Source organism: Vibrio sp. 10N.261.51.A4 (assembly GCF_041471945.1).
In the GTDB taxonomy this organism is placed as follows: Bacteria; Pseudomonadota; Gammaproteobacteria; order Enterobacterales; family Vibrionaceae; genus Vibrio; species Vibrio crassostreae_C.
Genome location: NZ_JBFRPJ010000116.1, coordinates 4,076 through 21,818 on the forward strand (window position 1 = coordinate 4,076; position 17,743 = coordinate 21,818).

Annotated in this window: 13 protein-coding genes; 3 read left to right on the forward strand and 10 right to left on the reverse strand. The window is 45.2% G+C overall.

Annotated elements, in window-relative coordinates; genetic code table 11:
• Window positions 1-98 precede the first annotated feature (98 nt).
• Together AB4384_RS22120 and znuA are read right to left on the reverse strand one after the other, a co-directional pair.
• Complete coding sequence (locus AB4384_RS22120; protein ID WP_372130134.1) at window positions 99-3,461, reverse strand: helix-turn-helix domain-containing protein; 3,363 nt, start codon at window positions 3,459-3,461, stop codon at window positions 99-101.
• Window positions 3,462-3,730: 269 nt separating this feature from the next.
• The gene (znuA, locus tag AB4384_RS22125) at window positions 3,731-4,621 is read right to left on the reverse strand and encodes a zinc ABC transporter substrate-binding protein ZnuA (protein WP_017067380.1); all 891 of its coding nucleotides are present in this window, start codon (window positions 4,619-4,621) and stop codon (window positions 3,731-3,733) included.
• An 83-nt stretch (window positions 4,622-4,704) separates the two neighbouring features.
• Here znuA and znuC point away from each other — a divergent pair, with 83 nt between their 5' ends.
• Both znuC and znuB read left to right on the forward strand, forming a co-directional pair.
• On the forward strand, window positions 4,705-5,484 hold the full coding sequence (gene znuC, locus AB4384_RS22130; RefSeq protein ID WP_102320165.1) for a zinc ABC transporter ATP-binding protein ZnuC: 780 nt from the start codon (window positions 4,705-4,707) through the stop codon (window positions 5,482-5,484).
• Window positions 5,484-6,269 carry a zinc ABC transporter permease subunit ZnuB gene (znuB, locus tag AB4384_RS22135; RefSeq protein ID WP_017061944.1) on the forward strand — a complete coding sequence of 262 codons (786 nt, stop codon included), beginning with the start codon at window positions 5,484-5,486 and terminating at the stop codon, window positions 6,267-6,269. Before znuC ends, znuB begins: the two co-directional genes overlap by 1 nt.
• A gap of 114 nt (window positions 6,270-6,383) precedes the next feature.
• On the opposite strand, the gene sucD is transcribed toward znuB, so the two are convergent.
• The 8 genes from sucD to sdhC form a co-directional block, all read right to left on the reverse strand.
• Window positions 6,384-7,256, reverse strand: coding sequence for a succinate--CoA ligase subunit alpha (gene sucD, locus AB4384_RS22140; RefSeq protein WP_017061945.1), 873 nt, complete (start codon window positions 7,254-7,256; stop codon window positions 6,384-6,386).
• A complete protein-coding gene (gene sucC / locus AB4384_RS22145) occupies window positions 7,256-8,422 on the reverse strand; it encodes an ADP-forming succinate--CoA ligase subunit beta (RefSeq protein WP_019820479.1) in 1,167 nt (388 codons plus the stop codon). The genes sucD and sucC overlap by 1 nt, the downstream gene beginning before the upstream one ends.
• Before the next feature lie 206 nt (window positions 8,423-8,628).
• Entirely contained in the window at window positions 8,629-9,837 is a 1,209-nt protein-coding gene (gene odhB, locus AB4384_RS22150; protein WP_017056410.1) for a 2-oxoglutarate dehydrogenase complex dihydrolipoyllysine-residue succinyltransferase, read from the reverse strand.
• A gap of 21 nt (window positions 9,838-9,858) precedes the next feature.
• Entirely contained in the window at window positions 9,859-12,675 is a 2,817-nt protein-coding gene (sucA, locus tag AB4384_RS22155) for a 2-oxoglutarate dehydrogenase E1 component (protein ID WP_017061946.1), read from the reverse strand.
• Window positions 12,676-12,772: 97 nt separating this feature from the next.
• Window positions 12,773-13,486, reverse strand: coding sequence for a succinate dehydrogenase iron-sulfur subunit (locus tag AB4384_RS22160; protein ID WP_010436773.1), 714 nt, complete (start codon window positions 13,484-13,486; stop codon window positions 12,773-12,775).
• A 12-nt stretch (window positions 13,487-13,498) separates the two neighbouring features.
• Window positions 13,499-15,265 (reverse strand): succinate dehydrogenase flavoprotein subunit, encoded by a 1,767-nt coding sequence (sdhA, locus tag AB4384_RS22165; RefSeq protein WP_372130131.1) that lies wholly within the window; start codon window positions 15,263-15,265, stop codon window positions 13,499-13,501.
• Window positions 15,266-15,613, reverse strand: coding sequence for a succinate dehydrogenase, hydrophobic membrane anchor protein (gene sdhD / locus AB4384_RS22170; RefSeq protein ID WP_010436768.1), 348 nt, complete (start codon window positions 15,611-15,613; stop codon window positions 15,266-15,268).
• The gene (gene sdhC, locus AB4384_RS22175; protein ID WP_017061948.1) at window positions 15,607-15,999 is read right to left on the reverse strand and encodes a succinate dehydrogenase cytochrome b556 subunit; all 393 of its coding nucleotides are present in this window, start codon (window positions 15,997-15,999) and stop codon (window positions 15,607-15,609) included. Before sdhC ends, sdhD begins: the two co-directional genes overlap by 7 nt.
• Window positions 16,000-16,416: 417 nt before the next feature.
• On the opposite strand from sdhC, the gene AB4384_RS22180 reads away from it, so the two are divergent.
• Window positions 16,417-17,706: a citrate synthase gene (locus AB4384_RS22180; protein ID WP_048617859.1), complete on the forward strand. Its 1,290-nt coding sequence runs from the start codon at window positions 16,417-16,419 to the stop codon at window positions 17,704-17,706.
• The last annotated feature ends 37 nt before the right edge of the window (window positions 17,707-17,743 follow it).

Sequence of the window (17,743 nt, forward strand, 5' to 3'; positions counted from 1 at the left end):
CTCGTATCTCGTATCTCGTAGAAGCATAAGAAAGCCCCAACACGAATGTCGAGGCTAAAGTATCTTTATTTATGTTCTAGCTGAGTATCCGCTGCGTGCTACTCTTCGTTGTTTTCAGCAAACTTAGATGGTGACATGCCAAAGTGGTGCTTAAACCTTTGACTGAAATAGGAAGGGTCATTGAACCCCGAATCAAACGCCACATCAGAGATCTTCTCTCCAGCGAGTAAGCGCTCACACGCATGCTCTAGACGTACTTCATTCAAGTGCTCTTTGAAGGTCTTGTTGTAAGCCGATTTAAAGCGTCTCTGTAAGCTTCTCTCAGACATAAACAAATACTTAGCGGCAGTTGCAGTACTGAACTCGGCATCAGCGTAGTTTTCACTCACAAGCTGCGACACTCTGTTCTTCCACTCTTGTTCCGCTGTCAGTTTTTGTTGCTCTGGTGTTGAGGCGGCAAGCTTAATGGTTTCAATCTGTTCAATTGTGCTGGCTTCGAGATTGTCGAGTACTTGATACTCAATTGGCCACGAAAGCTGAACCTTATTTTGAGACTCCGAAACAAAGGCATTAAGCTCGCCACCGCTCTGATTCATCAATAGCGGCAGCTTTTCGATGTTAAGGTCGGTCGACTTTCCGGTATTGTCACCCATGCTTGATGCCAGCTTAGGGAAAGGCATGCCATGATCTCGAATGGTTACAACAAGATGCTCCTTAACCTCTTCAACCAGAACCACCATACTCTGCGACTTAAAGTTTCTCTTGATGATGCTCCCGACCAAGCTATTGAAGATAATATCGAGATTAAAATACAGCAACGAGACATATCGTTGTTTTGTTTCGACTTTAATATCCAGTTCAATACCGGCTTTGGTTAAGTCATCCTGCCAAGCTTTGAGTACCACCTCTAAGATTAAAATTATATCGTAACAAACTTGCCCTTCTCCTTGAGGCGTATTACTCAATTGAGCTAAGCCATTTTTCAAGGTTAGAATCGGCGACTTCCCGAGCTCGTCATTCCAATTCGGGAGCATCGCAGCAATATGATTCACTTCAGAAGAGAGTTCATTGGCAGTGTGAGACACAAGCGCATTCTTCACGGATAGCTGCTTTTTAAGCTGTTGATTAGTGGCGAGTAATATCCGGCTTTGGTGCCTCAATTGGTCTGTCTTCAGTGCAACTTGCGCTTTTAAGTGCCGGTTGGCAAAAGTGACATAACGCGAACGCCAAAAGACTAAGATAGTCACAACGCCAATCAGTAATATCAGAGAGCTTGCTGCAGCCCAATTGGTCAGATACCAAGGCTCCGCAATCGAGAAGCTTTGATTGGTTGACACAAAGCGATAATGGGAGCCTTTAACCGGCTTCACTTCAAGTGTGTAATCCCCTGGAAGAAGATGATCGAGCGTTAACAAGCCCCCTTCAAACTCACTCCAAGGTTCATCGTCGCTCAGTCGGTATTCCATCGCAGGTGCGAACGTTGCTGGTAAGATACCTAGCTTAAACCCCATCGATGAACCATAAGGAATCTCATCCAGCTCTGCCGTTTTCCCGCCAAGTGATACCGTTTGTTGGTCGACACTTATCTTACTCAACAAGGCACGGCTATGAGGTGTAGTTGATACCAGTAACTCGTTAGATAACGCGCTGACTACACCATACTTTGAGCCGAAAACAAGCCTCGAAGGTTGGCTATCTTGACTGTAAAAAAGAGCACACGCTCCTGCCGCCAGTTCATTGGTGATCAAACCAAATGGCGAACCTATGTGTTTATGCAGTTGCCCATCCAATCCGTAATAACTGATGCCTTTCGAAGAGCCTAACCAAACACCATTGTCATCGCTTATCAGGCAGTTGGGGCTAATATTGTCTTCAACAAGAGTGATTTCTTGAATAATAGAGCTGTCATCCGGGATTCGATACACGCCATAACTGCTCGCAAACCACTGCGCTCCATCCTTCGCTTTTTCAATATCGACGACTTTGCCAAACCGTTCGCTGGAACGACTAAAGCTAATTCGTTTATCAATGAACGAGTAGAAGCCATGATCCGTTCCTATATAGATGCGACCTAGCAAGCCTACATTGAGAGCGGTGATCTTCGCAGGCAAGAACTTGTCGACTAACCAGTCAGTGCCATAACTCGTCAGTTTCATGGTTTCGATAGATAACGAATAGAGGTTTTGCCCAGAGGTCATCCAAAGAACGTTATCGGCTTGAAGCGCAAGGTTTTCAACACGCACTCCCTCAATTGGCCTTGGTAAATCAAGGGCTTCGGGTTGTAGTGTTTCCGTATTTAGACTGATGATACCTTGTTCGGTCGCCAACCAAATGGAAGAGCCAAAGATCTCAAAATCATTAACAGGGTTAGAGTAAACACGAATTGGGTTCTCTTCACTTTCAGAATCAATCAAGTAGAGCCCCATTGAAGACGCGACCCAAGATAACTGGTCACTGACAGGCAGTACTTTATTGATCACCACACTACTCGAATGCATGCCCATTCCAGTTAGGGGTGTTCTCGAGAAGGTTTTGCTGAACAGTGAGAAGTATCGGATACCGTTGTTTGTCGCAACCCACATACCACCAGCATGATCGTTTATCAACGAATATATTTTCTCACCCGGTAACGAGAAGTCTTGACTAGCGGCTTGTTCGAATCGAGTAATTTGTCCCGTAATAAAGTTGTAGCTAATAAGGCCGTGCTCTGTACCAATCCAATACTGGTCCGAAGTTTCGGCCAACGAGAGAACATGCGACCCTTTAACGATGGTCTCTTTGTCTGGGTTCGCGAGATCAACAATCACAGCACCATTTAAAGTACCGATCACTAACTCACGTCGAGCATTCGAAAAATAAACCGTCTCAATATGGTTTTTGTCTGATGCGGTGACATGGGTAAACTCTTGATTCTCTGAAAGGTAAACGCCAGAACTGGTCGCTAGCACCCACTTTGATAGTACCCACTCAGCGTCGTTAATCGCAATGTCACTGCTGTTATTGTATCGGTACAGTTTAAGTAGAGAGTAGGTGTTGAATTCTAAAGATTGAGTGTTGTAGGTATAGAAATTACTGCCGTCAGTAACCCAAATATAATCGCCTGATGCACCGATATTCGCTATTTCAGCGCCGGGACTTAGGCTAAACGCCAATTCGTTGCCAATTCCAGGGTTATGTCGATAGACCTCATTGTCGAAAAATGTCCAAAACTCATCGTTCAGAAAGGCGACTCTTTCCGAAGAAAATTGCAGTAAGCTTCCCTTGCGAGGGAATAGAGTTCGACCATCGTAAAAGAGTACTTTTCCATGCACATCATGAACCCAGAGCCCACCTCCGGCACCTAAATACAAGTTTTTAGCCGCAAGGAAATTCCCTTGCGCTTGAGCGGGCAAAGGATAGAAAACGGAGGGCGAGGTATTTACCGCTAGAACGCTAAATGAAATGCTCATTAACATGAACATTTTGAAGATAATTCGATACAACTCTTAATCCTGAACAGCAACAACACATGAAATTTTGGGTACCACAACGTCTTATCGTTGCTAAACCAAAAACTGAGTTTTTTTGTGCTTATTATTATCTTTCCATTTTAGCGGAAATTAGAAAAGGAGAAAGGAGGTTTGTTATTTGTTAGGAGGTTTTATCTTAGCGGTCACGAAAATGCCGCAAAAAGCGGCATGATTCATAAATTAACGAGAGCAAAGTAGAGTAAAGAATACTCGTTTATGACTTACTTCTCGTCTAAGCAACTTGTATAGCTATCTGTAAGTTGCTGAAGAAAATCGAAATAGCTTCCACTCTTCACTTCAACTGTTGAACCGATAGGGTCAAGCTGACCTTGTTTTGCGTTACTTCCGCGCGTCACTGATTCAATCACAGCAGGAGTGAATTGAGGCTCAGAAAACACACATTGAACGTTTTCACGTACTATCGTTTTCTTAATAGCGATCAGGCTTTTTGCACCCGGCTTACGCTCTGGGCTCACCGTAAAGTGACCTAAGTTATTTAGCTCAAACTCTTGCTCAAAGTAACCATACGCGTCATGAAAAACGTAGTAACCTTTGTCTTTCACGGGTGCAAGTTGCTCTCGAATAGACTGTTGCTTCTCTTTCAATGCAATCAGGAATGAATCGAGATTCTCTTGGTACGCCATTGCGTTGTCTGGATCAGATTCAATCAACTTAGCTGAGATGTATTTTGCAGCTACTTCAACTTGCTCGATACCTAACCAAAAATGCGGGTCATGGCTACCGTGGTGGTGCCCTTCATGTGCATCGTGGTCATGCTCTTCGTGTCCGAACTCTCGCAAGTTGATTCCGGGAATATCACTGATCTTGATAACATTTTCTTTTGAACCAATCACCTTAGTCAGAAAGGCTTCTAGGTCAGGGCCGAACCAGATGACCATATCGGCACTATGAACTTTTTTGACATCCGATGGCTTAAGCGCATAATCATGCGGCGAAGCATTGCTGTTCATCAACACATCCGGCTCACTAACGCCTTGCGTTAATTCTGTCACAATCATTTGAATTGGTTTAAAGCTTGTTAGAATAGTATTGGCACTTGCGACACTTGGCGCTAAAAGCAAAGTAGCAAGTATAAAAGATGAACGTGACATAATCCCTCGATAATAGAAAAGTAGCTTAGGCTTGAGGTAAATGTTACATTATAACATTAGCGAATTGCAAATGAGTTCTATTCATGGATAACTTAATCCAACTAGATTCTGTGAGCGTCGAATTTGACGGTCGAAAAGTTCTAGACAACATCTCTCTAAATTTAGAGCGCGGCAGAATCACCACCCTGATTGGGCCAAACGGTGCAGGAAAGTCGACATTAGTAAAAGTGGTACTGGGTTTACAGACCAAATTTTCAGGCACAATAACAAAAGCTAAAAAACTGAAAATTGGCTATGTACCACAAAAATTAAAGCTCAATGATTCCCTACCGCTCAACGTAGAGCGTTTTCTAAAACTCACTGGCAATTTCAGTCAGCAAGAGGTCCTTGAAGCATTGAAGCTTGTTGGTGCTGAACATCTGCAGAAGAGTAACATGCACCAGCTATCTGGCGGAGAAAACCAACGTGTGCTCATTGCTCGTTCATTGCTAAGAAGACCAGATCTACTGGTTCTCGATGAACCGGCTCAAGGCGTCGACGTTCAAGGGCAAATAGACCTGTATGACTTGATTGACACCATTCGCCACCGCTTTGGTTGTGCCGTATTTATGGTTTCACACGATCTGCATTTAGTGATGGCAAAAACAGACGATGTTATCTGTTTACACCACCACATCTGTTGCTCAGGCGCACCTGCAGACATCAAACACCATCCTTCGTATATTGCGCTCTTTGGCACCGCGACCCAAGAGACGCTAGCGTTTTATCATCACCAACACGAACATCACCATCATGATCTCGCAGGCCAGCCTGTCGAAGGCGACGTGCATGAATGTTCAAACCATAAACACGGACACCACTAATGCTTGAGTTTCTTCTTCCCTCTATTTTGGCAGGTTTGGGTATTGCACTAATTGCAGGCCCACTAGGTTCATTCGTGGTGTGGCGTAAGATGGCTTACTTTGGTGACACGCTTGCTCACGCTTCTTTGATGGGCTTAGCACTTGGCTTTCTGTTCAACATTAACTTGTATTTCGCGCTGCTGATTTGTTGTTTGATGCTGGCCGTGTTGCTAGTGACTTTACAAAAACAAAAGCTGGTCGCGACCGATACCCTACTCGGTATTTTGGCGCACAGTGCGCTATCACTTGGTTTGGTTGCTGTCAGTTTCTTAGATAACGTTCGTGTTGACCTAATGAGCTACCTATTTGGTGACTTGCTGGCAGTATCTCCAACGGATTTAGTGTTCATCTATGCGGGTGCTGCTGTGATTGGATTAGTACTTGCTATCTTTTGGCGACCACTACTATCAACGACGGTTAACGAAGATCTCGCGGCGGTTGATGGCATCAACATTGATTTAATGCGTCTGATTCTGATGCTATTGGTCGGTATCGTGATTGCTGTCGGTATGAAGTTTGTTGGTGCGTTAATCATGACATCGCTACTGATTATTCCTGCAGCAACGGCAAGGAAGTTCTCGAGCACACCTGAGCAGATGGCCTTCCTTGCATCAATTATTGGCTCTATCGCTGTATTCGGTGGATTAAGCTTGTCTTGGTTCTATGATACGCCTGCTGGCCCGTCTGTGGTTATCAGTGCGGCAGCAATGTTTATGCTATCTCAAATGGTTAGAAGTCGAGCTTAGCACTTAGCAGTACGATCTCGTATCTCGAAAACATAAAAAAAGGCTTGGTCAGTGACCAAGCCTTTTTAATATCGTTTCAATTAACTTCTATCTCAATCGATAAAAGCCAGCTGATTACCAACCCGTGATTTCACGTAGGCCTTTACCGATGTCAGCAAGAGACTTAACAGTCTTAACGCCTGCTGCTTCTAGTGCTGCGAATTTATCTTCAGCAGTACCTTTACCGCCAGAGATGATTGCGCCTGCGTGGCCCATACGTTTGCCCGGAGGAGCAGTAACACCAGCGATGTAAGATACAACTGGCTTAGTTACGTTTGCTTTGATGAAATCAGCCGCTTCTTCTTCCGCAGTACCACCGATTTCACCAATCATTACGATTGCTTCAGTTTCTGGGTCTTCTTGGAAAAGTTTCAAGATATCAATGAAGTTTGAACCTGGGATAGGGTCACCACCGATACCAACACATGTAGACTGACCAAAGCCTTCATCTGTTGTTTGCTTAACTGCTTCGTATGTCAGAGTACCGCTGCGAGATACGATACCTACTTTACCCTTCTTGTGGATGTGACCAGGCATGATACCAATCTTACACTCGTCTGGAGTGATAAGACCTGGACAGTTAGGACCGATCATGCGAACGCCAGTTTCTTCTAGCTTCACTTTAACGTCGATCATATCTGTTGTAGGGATACCTTCAGTGATCGTTACGATCAGTTCGATACCTGCATCAATCGCTTCTAGGATTGCATCTTTACAGAAAGGAGCTGGTACGTAGATAACTGTTGCTGTTGCGCCAGTTACTTCTACCGCTTCACGTACTGTGTTGAATACTGGAAGGCCTAGGTGAGTTTGACCACCTTTACCAGGTGAAACACCACCAACCATTTGCGTACCGTATGCGATAGCTTGGTCTGAGTGGAATGTACCTTGACCGCCAGTGAAACCCTGACAGATTACTTTAGTGTCTTTGTTAATTAATACAGACATTATTTAGCCTCCGCAGCAGCAACAACTTTCTGAGCAGCATCTGTTAGAGATTCAGCTGCAATGATATCAACATCAGAATTAGCAAGTACTTCGCGACCTAGGTCTGCGTTTGTACCTTCTAGACGAACAACTACAGGAACTGTTACGCCGACTTCTTTAACTGCACCGATAATACCTTCAGCGATCATGTCACAACGAACGATGCCACCGAAAATGTTTACGAGTACTGCTTTAACATTGTCATCAGAAAGGATGATCTTGAATGCTTCAGCTACACGCTCTTTAGTCGCGCCGCCGCCTACATCAAGGAAGTTTGCTGGCTTGCCGCCGTGTAGGTTTACGATATCCATCGTACCCATCGCAAGGCCTGCACCGTTAACCATACAGCCAACGTTGCCATCTAGTGCTACGTAGTTCAGTTCCCACTGTGCTGCGTGTGCTTCGCGCTCATCTTCTTGAGATGGATCGTGCATTTCACGTAGTTTAGGCTGACGGTACATCGCGTTTGAGTCGATGTTGATCTTACCGTCTAGACAAAGCAGGTTGCCTTCGCCAGTAATGACAAGCGGGTTGATTTCTAGTAGAGCTAGGTCGTACTGAGAGAACATTTTGCCAAGACCCATGAAGATCTTAACGAACTGTTTGATTTGATCGCCAACTAGACCAAGTTTGAACGCAAGTTCACGGCCTTGGTAAGCTTGAGGGCCTACTAGAGGATCGATCGCTGATTGGTGAATCAACTCTGGAGTTTCTTCAGCGATTTTCTCAATGTCCACACCGCCTTCAGTTGACGCCATGAATACAATTTTACGCGTTGCGCGGTCAACAACAGCACCTAGGTAAAGTTCGTTAGCAATGTTTGATGCTTCTTCAACTAGGATCTTTGTTACAGGCTGACCATTAGCGTCTGTTTGGTAAGTCACTAGGTTTTTACCTAGCCACTTTTGTGCAAACTCTTTAACGCCTTCTTTGGTGTCATGTAGCTCTACGCCGCCCGCTTTACCGCGGCCACCAGCATGTACTTGACACTTAACGACTTTCTTGGCTGTACTGATACGACCTGCAGCTTCGAAAGCTTCTTGTGCAGTATCACATGCGAAACCTTCTGGTACAGGCAAACCGAATTCTGCAAACAGCTGTTTGGCTTGGTATTCATGCAAATTCATTTTGATATTCCGTTTATTTTCCCTTAAGGGATTATTATTTCCATAACGACACAGTTTCCTGTGTTACGTCTGTAGGGTCTTCTCAAAACAACTGCTGTCCATTTTCTAATGGCTTTACAGTTCAATTGAAGGCCAGACGTTGAGCAGCCTAGCCTTTGAAACTTTTTACGTCTAGCTAACGGGGTTAACTAGACGTTTTAGCGATACTAAACGTCTAATAGCAGACGTGCAGGATCTTCTAGAAGCTCTTTGATGGTCACTAGGAAGCCAACTGATTCACGGCCATCGATTAGACGGTGGTCGTAAGAAAGCGCTAGGTACATCATTGGTAGAATCTCTACCTTGCCATCAACAGCCATTGGACGGTCTTGGATTTTGTGCATACCCAAAATTGCCGCTTGAGGTGGGTTGATGATTGGCGTAGACATTAGAGAACCAAATACACCACCGTTTGTGATAGTGAAGTTACCACCCATCAGTTCATCAACCGTTAGCTTGCCGTCACGGCCTTTGATTGCTAGCTCTTTGATGCCTTTTTCGATATCAGCGAAACCTAGTGTGTCACAGTCTTTAAGTACTGGAGTCACTAGACCACGTGGCGTAGATACCGCCATGCTGATGTCGAAGTAGTTGTGGTAAACGATATCTGTACCATCAATAGAAGCGTTCACTTCTGGGAAACGTTTTAGCGCTTCTGTTACTGCTTTCACGTAGAAAGACATGAAGCCAAGACGCGTATCGTGACGTTTCTCGAATTGGTCTTTGTACTGCTTACGAAGGTCCATGATTGGCTTCATGTTCACTTCGTTGAAAGTAGTCAGCATTGCTGTGCTGTTTTTCGCTTCTAGAAGACGGTTTGCAACTGTCTTACGCAGGCGAGTCATAGGCACGCGTTTTTGGCTGCGAGCCGCTGCTGGCGCTTCAACTGCTGGTGCAGATGCTGCTGCCGGAGCCGCTTTCGCTGCTGCTAGGTGTGCGTCGATGTCTTCACGAGTAATACGACCACCAACACCAGTGCCTTTAACGTCAGCTGGTTGTAGGTTGTGCTCAGCAAGCAGGCGACGAACAGCTGGGCTTAGTGCGTCGTTGTTCTCTTCTGTTAGCGCAGCTTTATGGCGCTTATCAGGAGATGCTTCTGTATCTTCAGTGGTGTCTTTCGTTGGTTCACCAGCGACAGCACCCGGCTTGATTTTAGCCAAAAGCTGCTTAGAAAGTACCGTAGCACCCTCTTCTTCGATGATAGCTTCCAGAACACCCGCTTCAGGAGCCGGTACTTCTAGAACTACTTTATCTGTTTCGATATCTACAATGACTTCATCACGTGCAACCGCTTCGCCCGGTTTTTTGTGCCAAGTAGCAACTGTTGCATCAGCCACAGATTCAGGTAAATCTGGAACCAGAATTTCAATTGTCATGTGCGTATTTTCCTTTTACTTCTAGTTCTTAAGTAGGGTCAAAGCGTCGTCAACTAACGCTTTTTGTTGTTTCAAGTGTACTGACATATAGCCAACAGCTGGTGATGCTGATGCAGGACGACCTGCGTATTGAATATCAGCACCTACTGGGATAGCAGCTCGGAAATTATGTTGGCTACTGTACCAAGCACCTTGGTTTTGTGGCTCTTCTTGACACCAAACGTAATCGACTACATTTGTGTATTGTGCGATGGCAGCTCTCACATCCTCATAAGGGAACGGGTAAAGTTGCTCAATACGTACAATAGCGACATCGTCTTGCTCGTTCTTACGTCTTTGGTCAAGCAGGTCAAAGTAAACCTTACCTGAACAGAACACGACGCGTTTTACGTTCTCAGGCGCCAGGTCATCAATTTCTGCGATAGCTGGTTGGAACGTACCTTCTGCCAAATCTTCCAGAGAAGAAGTACACAGAGGATGACGAAGCAATGACTTAGGTGACATTACGATCAGAGGACGACGCATTGGTCGAACAACCTGACGGCGAATCATGTGGTAAACCTGTGCCGGTGTTGAAGGAACAACAACCTGCATGTTTTGTTCAGCACATAACTGAAGGTAACGCTCAAGACGTGCAGAAGAGTGCTCTGGGCCTTGGCCTTCATAACCGTGAGGAAGCAGCATAGTTAGACCACATAGACGTGCCCACTTTTGCTCACCTGATGAAATGAATTGGTCGATAACAACTTGTGCACCGTTTGCGAAGTCACCAAATTGAGCTTCCCAAAGGGTTAGACCGCTTGGCTCTGCTGTCGCGTAACCATACTCAAATGCGAGTACCGCTTCTTCAGATAACACAGAGTCAAACACTTGGAATGGCCCTTGTTTATCATGAATGTTCGCAAGAGGAACATACGTGCTTGCATCTGATTGATTGTGCAGTACTGAGTGACGGTGGAAGAACGTACCACGACCTGAATCTTGGCCTGAGATACGAATACGCTTACCGTCGTCAACAAGTGTTGCGTATGCCAGAGTTTCAGCCATACCCCAATCGACTTGTTTCTCACCATTCACCATGGCAGTACGATCGTTGTACAGTTTATTTACTCGGCTTTGCAGCTTGTGGCTGTCCGGGTATTGACAAAGTTTGGTACCAAGCTCTTTCAGGCGCTCGATATCAATCTTGTTATCCCACTCGATGTTCCAGTCGTGACCTAGGTAAGGAGACCAGTCTACTGAGTGAAGTGCCATTGGACGCCACTCTTTAACCACAACTTCACCGTGATCAAGTGCATCACGATATTCGTTAACTAGCTGAGTTGCTGTATCAATACCAAACTCACCGCGCTCCATTAACACGTCAGCGTAAAGCTTACGTGGTGTTGGGTGCTTCTTGATTTTTTGGTACATCAAAGGCTGTGTTGCATTCGGCTCATCGGCTTCATTGTGACCGTGGCGACGGTAACAAACCAAATCAATAACAACATCACGCTTAAACGTATTACGGTAATCCAATGCAAGACGCGCAACAAACGCAACCGCTTCTGGATCATCAGAGTTAACGTGGAAAATCGGAGCCTGAACCATCTTCGCGATATCGGTACAGTACATCGTAGAGCGTGTATCGCGAGGGTTAGACGTTGTAAAACCAACTTGGTTGTTTACAACGATACGAACCGTACCACCTACACAGAAACCACGAGCTTGAGACATGTTAAACGTCTCTTGTACTACACCCTGACCAGCGATAGCTGAGTCACCGTGGATAGTAATTGGAAGTACACGGCTACCATCATTATCACCAAGGCGATCTTGACGTGCACGTACTGAACCGATAACTACCGGGTTTACGATTTCTAAGTGAGATGGGTTAAATGCTAGTGCTAAGTGAACGTTGCCGCCTGGCGTTGCGAAGTCCGCAGAGAAGCCTTGGTGGTATTTCACATCACCAGTACCCCACGTGTCATCGTGCTTGCCCGCAAACTCGTCAAACAGGTCTTGTGGCTTTTTACCAAGCACGTTGACCAACATGTTTAGACGACCACGGTGAGCCATACCAACAACAACTTCACGCATGCCTTGTCCGCCAGCATGACGAATAATTTCTTTCGTCATTGGGATAAGAGCATCACCACCTTCCAACGAGAAGCGTTTTGCGCCTGGGAATTTCGCACCAAGATAGCGCTCAAGACCTTCAGCAGCAGTTAGCTCTTCTAGGAAAGCTTGCTTTTCTTCTTTGTTGAAAGAGGGTTGACCAGATACAGACTCTAAACGTTGTTGGATCCAACGCTTTTGCTCTGTATTTGTCATGTGCATGTATTCAGCACCAATAGAGCCACAATACGTTTGCTTTAGAGATTTGTAGAGATCTTTAAGCACCATCGTCTCTTGGCCAATGGCGTAAGAGCCGACGTTGAACGTCTCATTGAGGTCATCTTCGGTAAGAGTGTGGAAAGAAGGGTCCAGTTCATCAACTGTCGCTCTTTTCCATAAACCTAGGGGGTCTAGATTTGCTGCTTGATGCCCTCGGAATCGATAGGCATTAATAAGTTGCAGAACCTTTACTTGTTTCGCATCGACATCTGGATCACTAACTTGGACACTGTAATGCTTTGTTTCTTGAGCGAGTCGACGGAAGTATTCACGAACACGAGAGTGTGGTTGTTCCACTGTCTCTGAAGCTTGCACAGGCAGTTCTTCAAAAACACTTCTCCATTCGTCACTTACCGAATCTGGGTCACTTAGATACAGTTCATAGAGTTCTTCTACGTACGTTGCATTGGCGCCAGCCAAGTGTGAAGACTCGAGCCATGCCTTCATCACGCCGTTGTGCATATTTTCCCTTAACCAGTAGTTTTCACGTTTGCTGCGGTCTATGCCGAGCTATTAAAAGGCCGCCCCAAAACTTCTAGGGCGGCAATTTTTATATAACTTAAACCGAACGATTCACTAGCATGGTCTTGATGTGACCAATAGCTTTCGTCGGATTTAATCCCTTAGGACAAACACTTACACAATTCATGATGCCATGGCAACGAAAAACGCTAAATGCATCATCAAGATCGGACAAACGTTCGTCTGTCGCTGTATCTCGGCTATCAATTAGCCAACGGTACGCTGCAAGCAGGCCTGCTGGTCCGATGAATTTGTCAGGGTTCCACCAGAATGATGGGCATGACGTTGTACAACATGCACACATGATACATTCGTACAATCCATCTAAATGAGCACGCTCATCAGGGCTTTGTAAGTTTTCACGAGCCGGTGGCACATTGCCATCAGACACTAAGAATGGCTTCACTTTTTCGTAGTTATCGTAGAACTGAGTCATGTCTACAATCAGGTCACGAACAACGGGTAAGCCAGGCAGTGGGCGAATCACAATCTTGTCTTGGCCCGAAAGCGCAGACAATGGCGTGATACACGCTAGGCCATTTTTACCGTTCATGTTCAAACCATCCGAGCCACATACACCTTCACGGCATGAGCGACGGAATGAGATTGTTGGATCTTGCTCTTTCAACAGAATAAGCGCATCCAAAAGCATCATGTCTGAACCTTCATCCACTTCTAGAGTGTATTCCTTCATATAAGGTTTCTGGTCGACATCTGGATTGTAACGATATAAAGAGAAATTCAGTTTCATGGTCATATCTCCTTAGTACGTACGTGCTTTTGGTGGGAACGCTTCACGATGGATAGGTTCCATGTTTACACCACGCTTAGTCATGCTCTCTGACTCTGGGTTGTAAAGTGAGTGGCATAGCCATTGCTCATCATCACGATCAGGGAAATCGAATCGAGCGTGTGCGCCACGGCTCTCTGTGCGGAAATTTGCAGCAACAGCCGTTGCGAATGCCGTTTCCATCAAGTTTTCAAGCTCTAGACACTCGATACGTTGAGTGTTGAACTCTGTAGACTTATCAGATAGGTGTGCATTTTTCAGACGCTCGCGAATCGCTTTTAGCTCTTCTAGGCCTTCAGCCATTGCTTTGCCTTCACGGAATACTGAGAAGTTGTTCTGCATACATTGCTGAAGATCTTTACGGATTTGCGCTGGATCTTCGCCGTCTGTGCTGTTTTCCCAACGGTTGTAACGCTCTAGTGAACGCTCAATGTCAGCTTCAGTTGCAGGTTTCGCTTCGTCTTGCTTCTTCAGTGTCTCACCTAGGTGTAGACCTGTCGCACGACCAAATACCACTAAATCAAGCAGTGAGTTACCACCTAGACGGTTGGCACCATGTACTGATACTGATGCGATTTCACCACAAGCAAAGAGACCTTGGATTTCAACATCGTTGCCGTCTTCGGTTTGCTTAATAGCTTGACCAGAAACTTGTGTTGGAACACCACCCATCATGTAGTGACATGTAGGGATTACTGGGATTGGCTCTTTCACTGGATCAACGTGAGCAAAGGTACGAGAAAGTTCACATACACCAGGAAGACGAGATTCAAGTGTCTCTTTACCTAGATGATCAAGCTTAAGCTTGATGTGTGGACCCCAAGGGCCATCGCAACCGCGACCTTCACGAATTTCAACCATCATTGAACGAGCAACAACATCACGACCCGCTAAGTCTTTAGCGTTTGGTGCGTAACGTTCCATGAAGCGTTCGCCGTCTTTATTGAGAAGGTAACCACCTTCACCACGACAACCTTCCGTTACCAATACACCTGCACCAGCGATACCCGTTGGGTGGAACTGCCACATTTCAATGTCTTGCATAGGAACGCCAGCACGAATCGCCATACCAACACCGTCACCAGTGTTAATGTGTGCATTGGTTGTTGATGCGTAGATACGACCAGCACCACCAGTAGCAAGGATTGTTGCCTTCGCTTTGAAGTAGCAAACCTCACCGGTTTCCATACAAAGCGCAGTAGTGCCTAAGATTGCACCATCTTCGTTCTTAACAAGATCCAGTGCATACCACTCAGAGAAAACGGTCGTTTTGTGTTTAATGTTTTGTTGGTAAAGCGTGTGTAGCAGAGCGTGACCAGTACGGTCGGCTGCAGCTGCGGTACGAGCCGCTTGCTCACCACCAAAGTTTTTAGATTGACCACCGAAAGGACGCTGATAAATACTGCCGTTCTCAAAACGAGAGAAAGGTAGGCCCATTTTTTCAAGTTCGATTACCGACTCAGGACCGTTTTTACACATGTATTCGATAGCGTCTTGGTCACCGATGTAATCAGAACCTTTTACTGTGTCATACATGTGTTGTTCCCAATGGTCTTCATGCGCGTTACCAAGAGCAACAGTGATGCCGCCTTGCGCTGAAACCGTATGAGAACGAGTAGGGAAAACTTTAGAAAGCAATGCACAAGAAAGGCCTTGCTCAGAAATTTGCAGTGCGGCACGCATACCTGCACCACCAGCGCCGATAACTACGGCATCAAACTCACGAACAGGAATAGTCACTTACGCACCCCACAAAATAAACAGACCAGAGAAGAAATATCCAAGAAGAACTGCAACAACACCGACTTGAAGACCAACACGCAGTTTTGCGCATTTGATGTAGTCAGTTAGTACTTGCCATAGGCCGATCCACGCGTGAACCAAAACAGAAGTAAGCGCTAACATGGTGAAGACTTTAGTGAAGGTTCCACCAAAGAATTGCGTCCAAGATGCGTAAGAGATATCACCAGAGAAAGCACAGAAGCTAACTAGGTAGATAGTGTAAAGCGTCATAATGATGGCAGTAGCACGAATCAATAGATAATCGTGGACACCATTACGACCAAAAGTAGAAACGTTGTTTACCATACTAAGATCCCCGCTAGTAGAGACAATACCGCTGTTGCTGCGAATGCAACCTTAGCGCTCTTAGCGCCAGATTCCAGCTCTTCAAAGTGACCAAGGTCCATAAGAAGGTGACGAATACCACCAGCAATGTGGTAAGCCAAAGCGGTTAAAATGCCCCACAGAATAAACTTCACGAAGAAACCATCGACAATGTCGCTAGCTTCGGCAAAGCCTACTGGGGATGAGAGGGAAATGGATAGTAACCAAAGCAAAATTCCAATCGCGACAAAAGTTATCACCCCAGACACACGGTGTAGGATGGAAGCTATTGCTGTGATTGGAAAGTGGATGGTCTGTAAATCTAAATTAACAGGTCTTGTCTTTCTTTCTTTCACGGGCTTGCTCACTCAGCTCCATTGAGCATTATGGTCATTAAATAACCTTATGATATTGTTATGGACAAAATTTGATTGCAAACCTTCAAAATTTAACATTAACTTAACAAATAACTGAAGTTGAGCCTTAGATAATTGTAAAATAATTGTTAACTGCTCGATTAAGAAAGACACCTCACATTTCTTCTTAGCCTTGCATTTATAAGGTTTTAACCAAACTTTTCAGCGCCACTATACGGCTGGCAACATTCTAATACAATTGATGTAACAAATAATGCTACACAGACCAGATTTTTAACGAATTTAATGTAAAAAACACTAACAAGTGCACACAAAGCTTCAGAAAAATTGACTTTCCCACGTAAGACCAGTAAAAAAATGGCACATAAACATCCTGGACGGATTAAATAATAAACAAAGGAGATTGTTATGGCGGATAAGAAAGCTACCCTTCACATTGAAGGTCAAGCGCCAATCGAGCTGCCGATTACAGAAGGTGTACTTGGTACTCCAGTGATCGACGTTCGTACACTAGGTTCTAATGGTTTTTTCACTTTTGACCCTGGTTTTCTTGCCACTGCATCCTGTGAGTCTCAAATCACTTTTATTGACGGTGGAAAAGGCATTCTTTTACATCGTGGTTATCCAATCGACCAACTTGCCAATAACGCTGATTACTTAGAAGTATGTTACATACTTCTTTACGGTGAAGCCCCATCTCGAACTGAGTACGAAAAGTTCAAGACTACCGTGACACGTCACACTATGGTGCATGAGCAAATCGCTAGTTTCTTCCACGGCTTCCGTCGTGACGCTCACCCTATGGCTGTAATGTGTGGTGTTGTAGGCGCTCTAGCGGCGTTCTACCACGACTCACTTGATGTCAACAACGATACACACCGTGAAATTGCGGCATACCGCCTGATTTCAAAAATGCCAACACTGGCTGCAATGTGTTACAAATATTCAATCGGTCAGCCGTTTATCTACCCACGTAACGATCTAGGCTACGCAGAAAACTTCTTACACATGATGTTTGCAAACCCATGTGAAGAGTATGAAGTGAACCCTATCGTTGCTCGTGCAATGGATAAAATCTTTACTCTACACGCTGACCACGAACAGAACGCTTCTACGTCTACAGTGCGTCTTGCTGGTTCATCTGGTGCTAACCCGTTTGCGTGTATCGCAGCAGGTATCGCATCACTTTGGGGCCCAGCTCACGGCGGTGCAAACGAAGCTTGTCTGCGCATGCTTGAAGAGATCGGTAGCGTAGATAACATTGAAGAATACGTTGCGAAAGCAAAAGACAAAGATGACCCATTCCGTTTGATGGGCTTCGGTCACCGTGTTTACAAGAACTACGATCCACGTGCAACAGTAATGCGCGAAGCGTGTCACGAAGTACTTAAAGAGCTAAACATCCAAGATCCACTACTAGACGTGGCAATGGAACTTGAGCGTATCGCTCTTTCTGATGAGTACTTTGTTTCTAAGAAACTATACCCGAACGTAGATTTCTACTCAGGTATCATTCTGAAAGCAATCGGTATTCCAGTATCTATGTTTACTGTAATCTTCGCGATGTCTCGTACCATCGGTTGGATTGCTCACTGGAACGAAATGCACAGCGATCCGACGAACCGTATCGGCCGTCCTCGTCAGCTGTATACTGGTGAAGAACAACGTGACTTTAAAGCACTTCACGAACGTGAATAGTTGCTATAAATCATAATGTTAAAAGGGGTTGGTGTGA

Coding starts and splice junctions, on each gene's coding strand:
- znuC (WP_102320165.1), top strand. CDS start 4,705: ATGGATAACTTAATCCAACTAGATTCTGTGAGCGTCGAATTTGACGGT.
- AB4384_RS22120 (WP_372130134.1), bottom strand. CDS start 3,461: ATGTTCATGTTAATGAGCATTTCATTTAGCGTTCTAGCGGTAAATACC.
- AB4384_RS22180 (WP_048617859.1), top strand. CDS start 16,417: ATGGCGGATAAGAAAGCTACCCTTCACATTGAAGGTCAAGCGCCAATC.
- sucA (WP_017061946.1), bottom strand. CDS start 12,675: ATGCACAACGGCGTGATGAAGGCATGGCTCGAGTCTTCACACTTGGCT.
- odhB (WP_017056410.1), bottom strand. CDS start 9,837: ATGACAATTGAAATTCTGGTTCCAGATTTACCTGAATCTGTGGCTGAT.
- sucD (WP_017061945.1), bottom strand. CDS start 7,256: ATGTCTGTATTAATTAACAAAGACACTAAAGTAATCTGTCAGGGTTTC.
- AB4384_RS22160 (WP_010436773.1), bottom strand. CDS start 13,486: ATGAAACTGAATTTCTCTTTATATCGTTACAATCCAGATGTCGACCAG.
- sucC (WP_019820479.1), bottom strand. CDS start 8,422: ATGAATTTGCATGAATACCAAGCCAAACAGCTGTTTGCAGAATTCGGT.
- znuA (WP_017067380.1), bottom strand. CDS start 4,621: ATGTCACGTTCATCTTTTATACTTGCTACTTTGCTTTTAGCGCCAAGT.
- znuB (WP_017061944.1), top strand. CDS start 5,484: ATGCTTGAGTTTCTTCTTCCCTCTATTTTGGCAGGTTTGGGTATTGCA.
- sdhD (WP_010436768.1), bottom strand. CDS start 15,613: ATGGTAAACAACGTTTCTACTTTTGGTCGTAATGGTGTCCACGATTAT.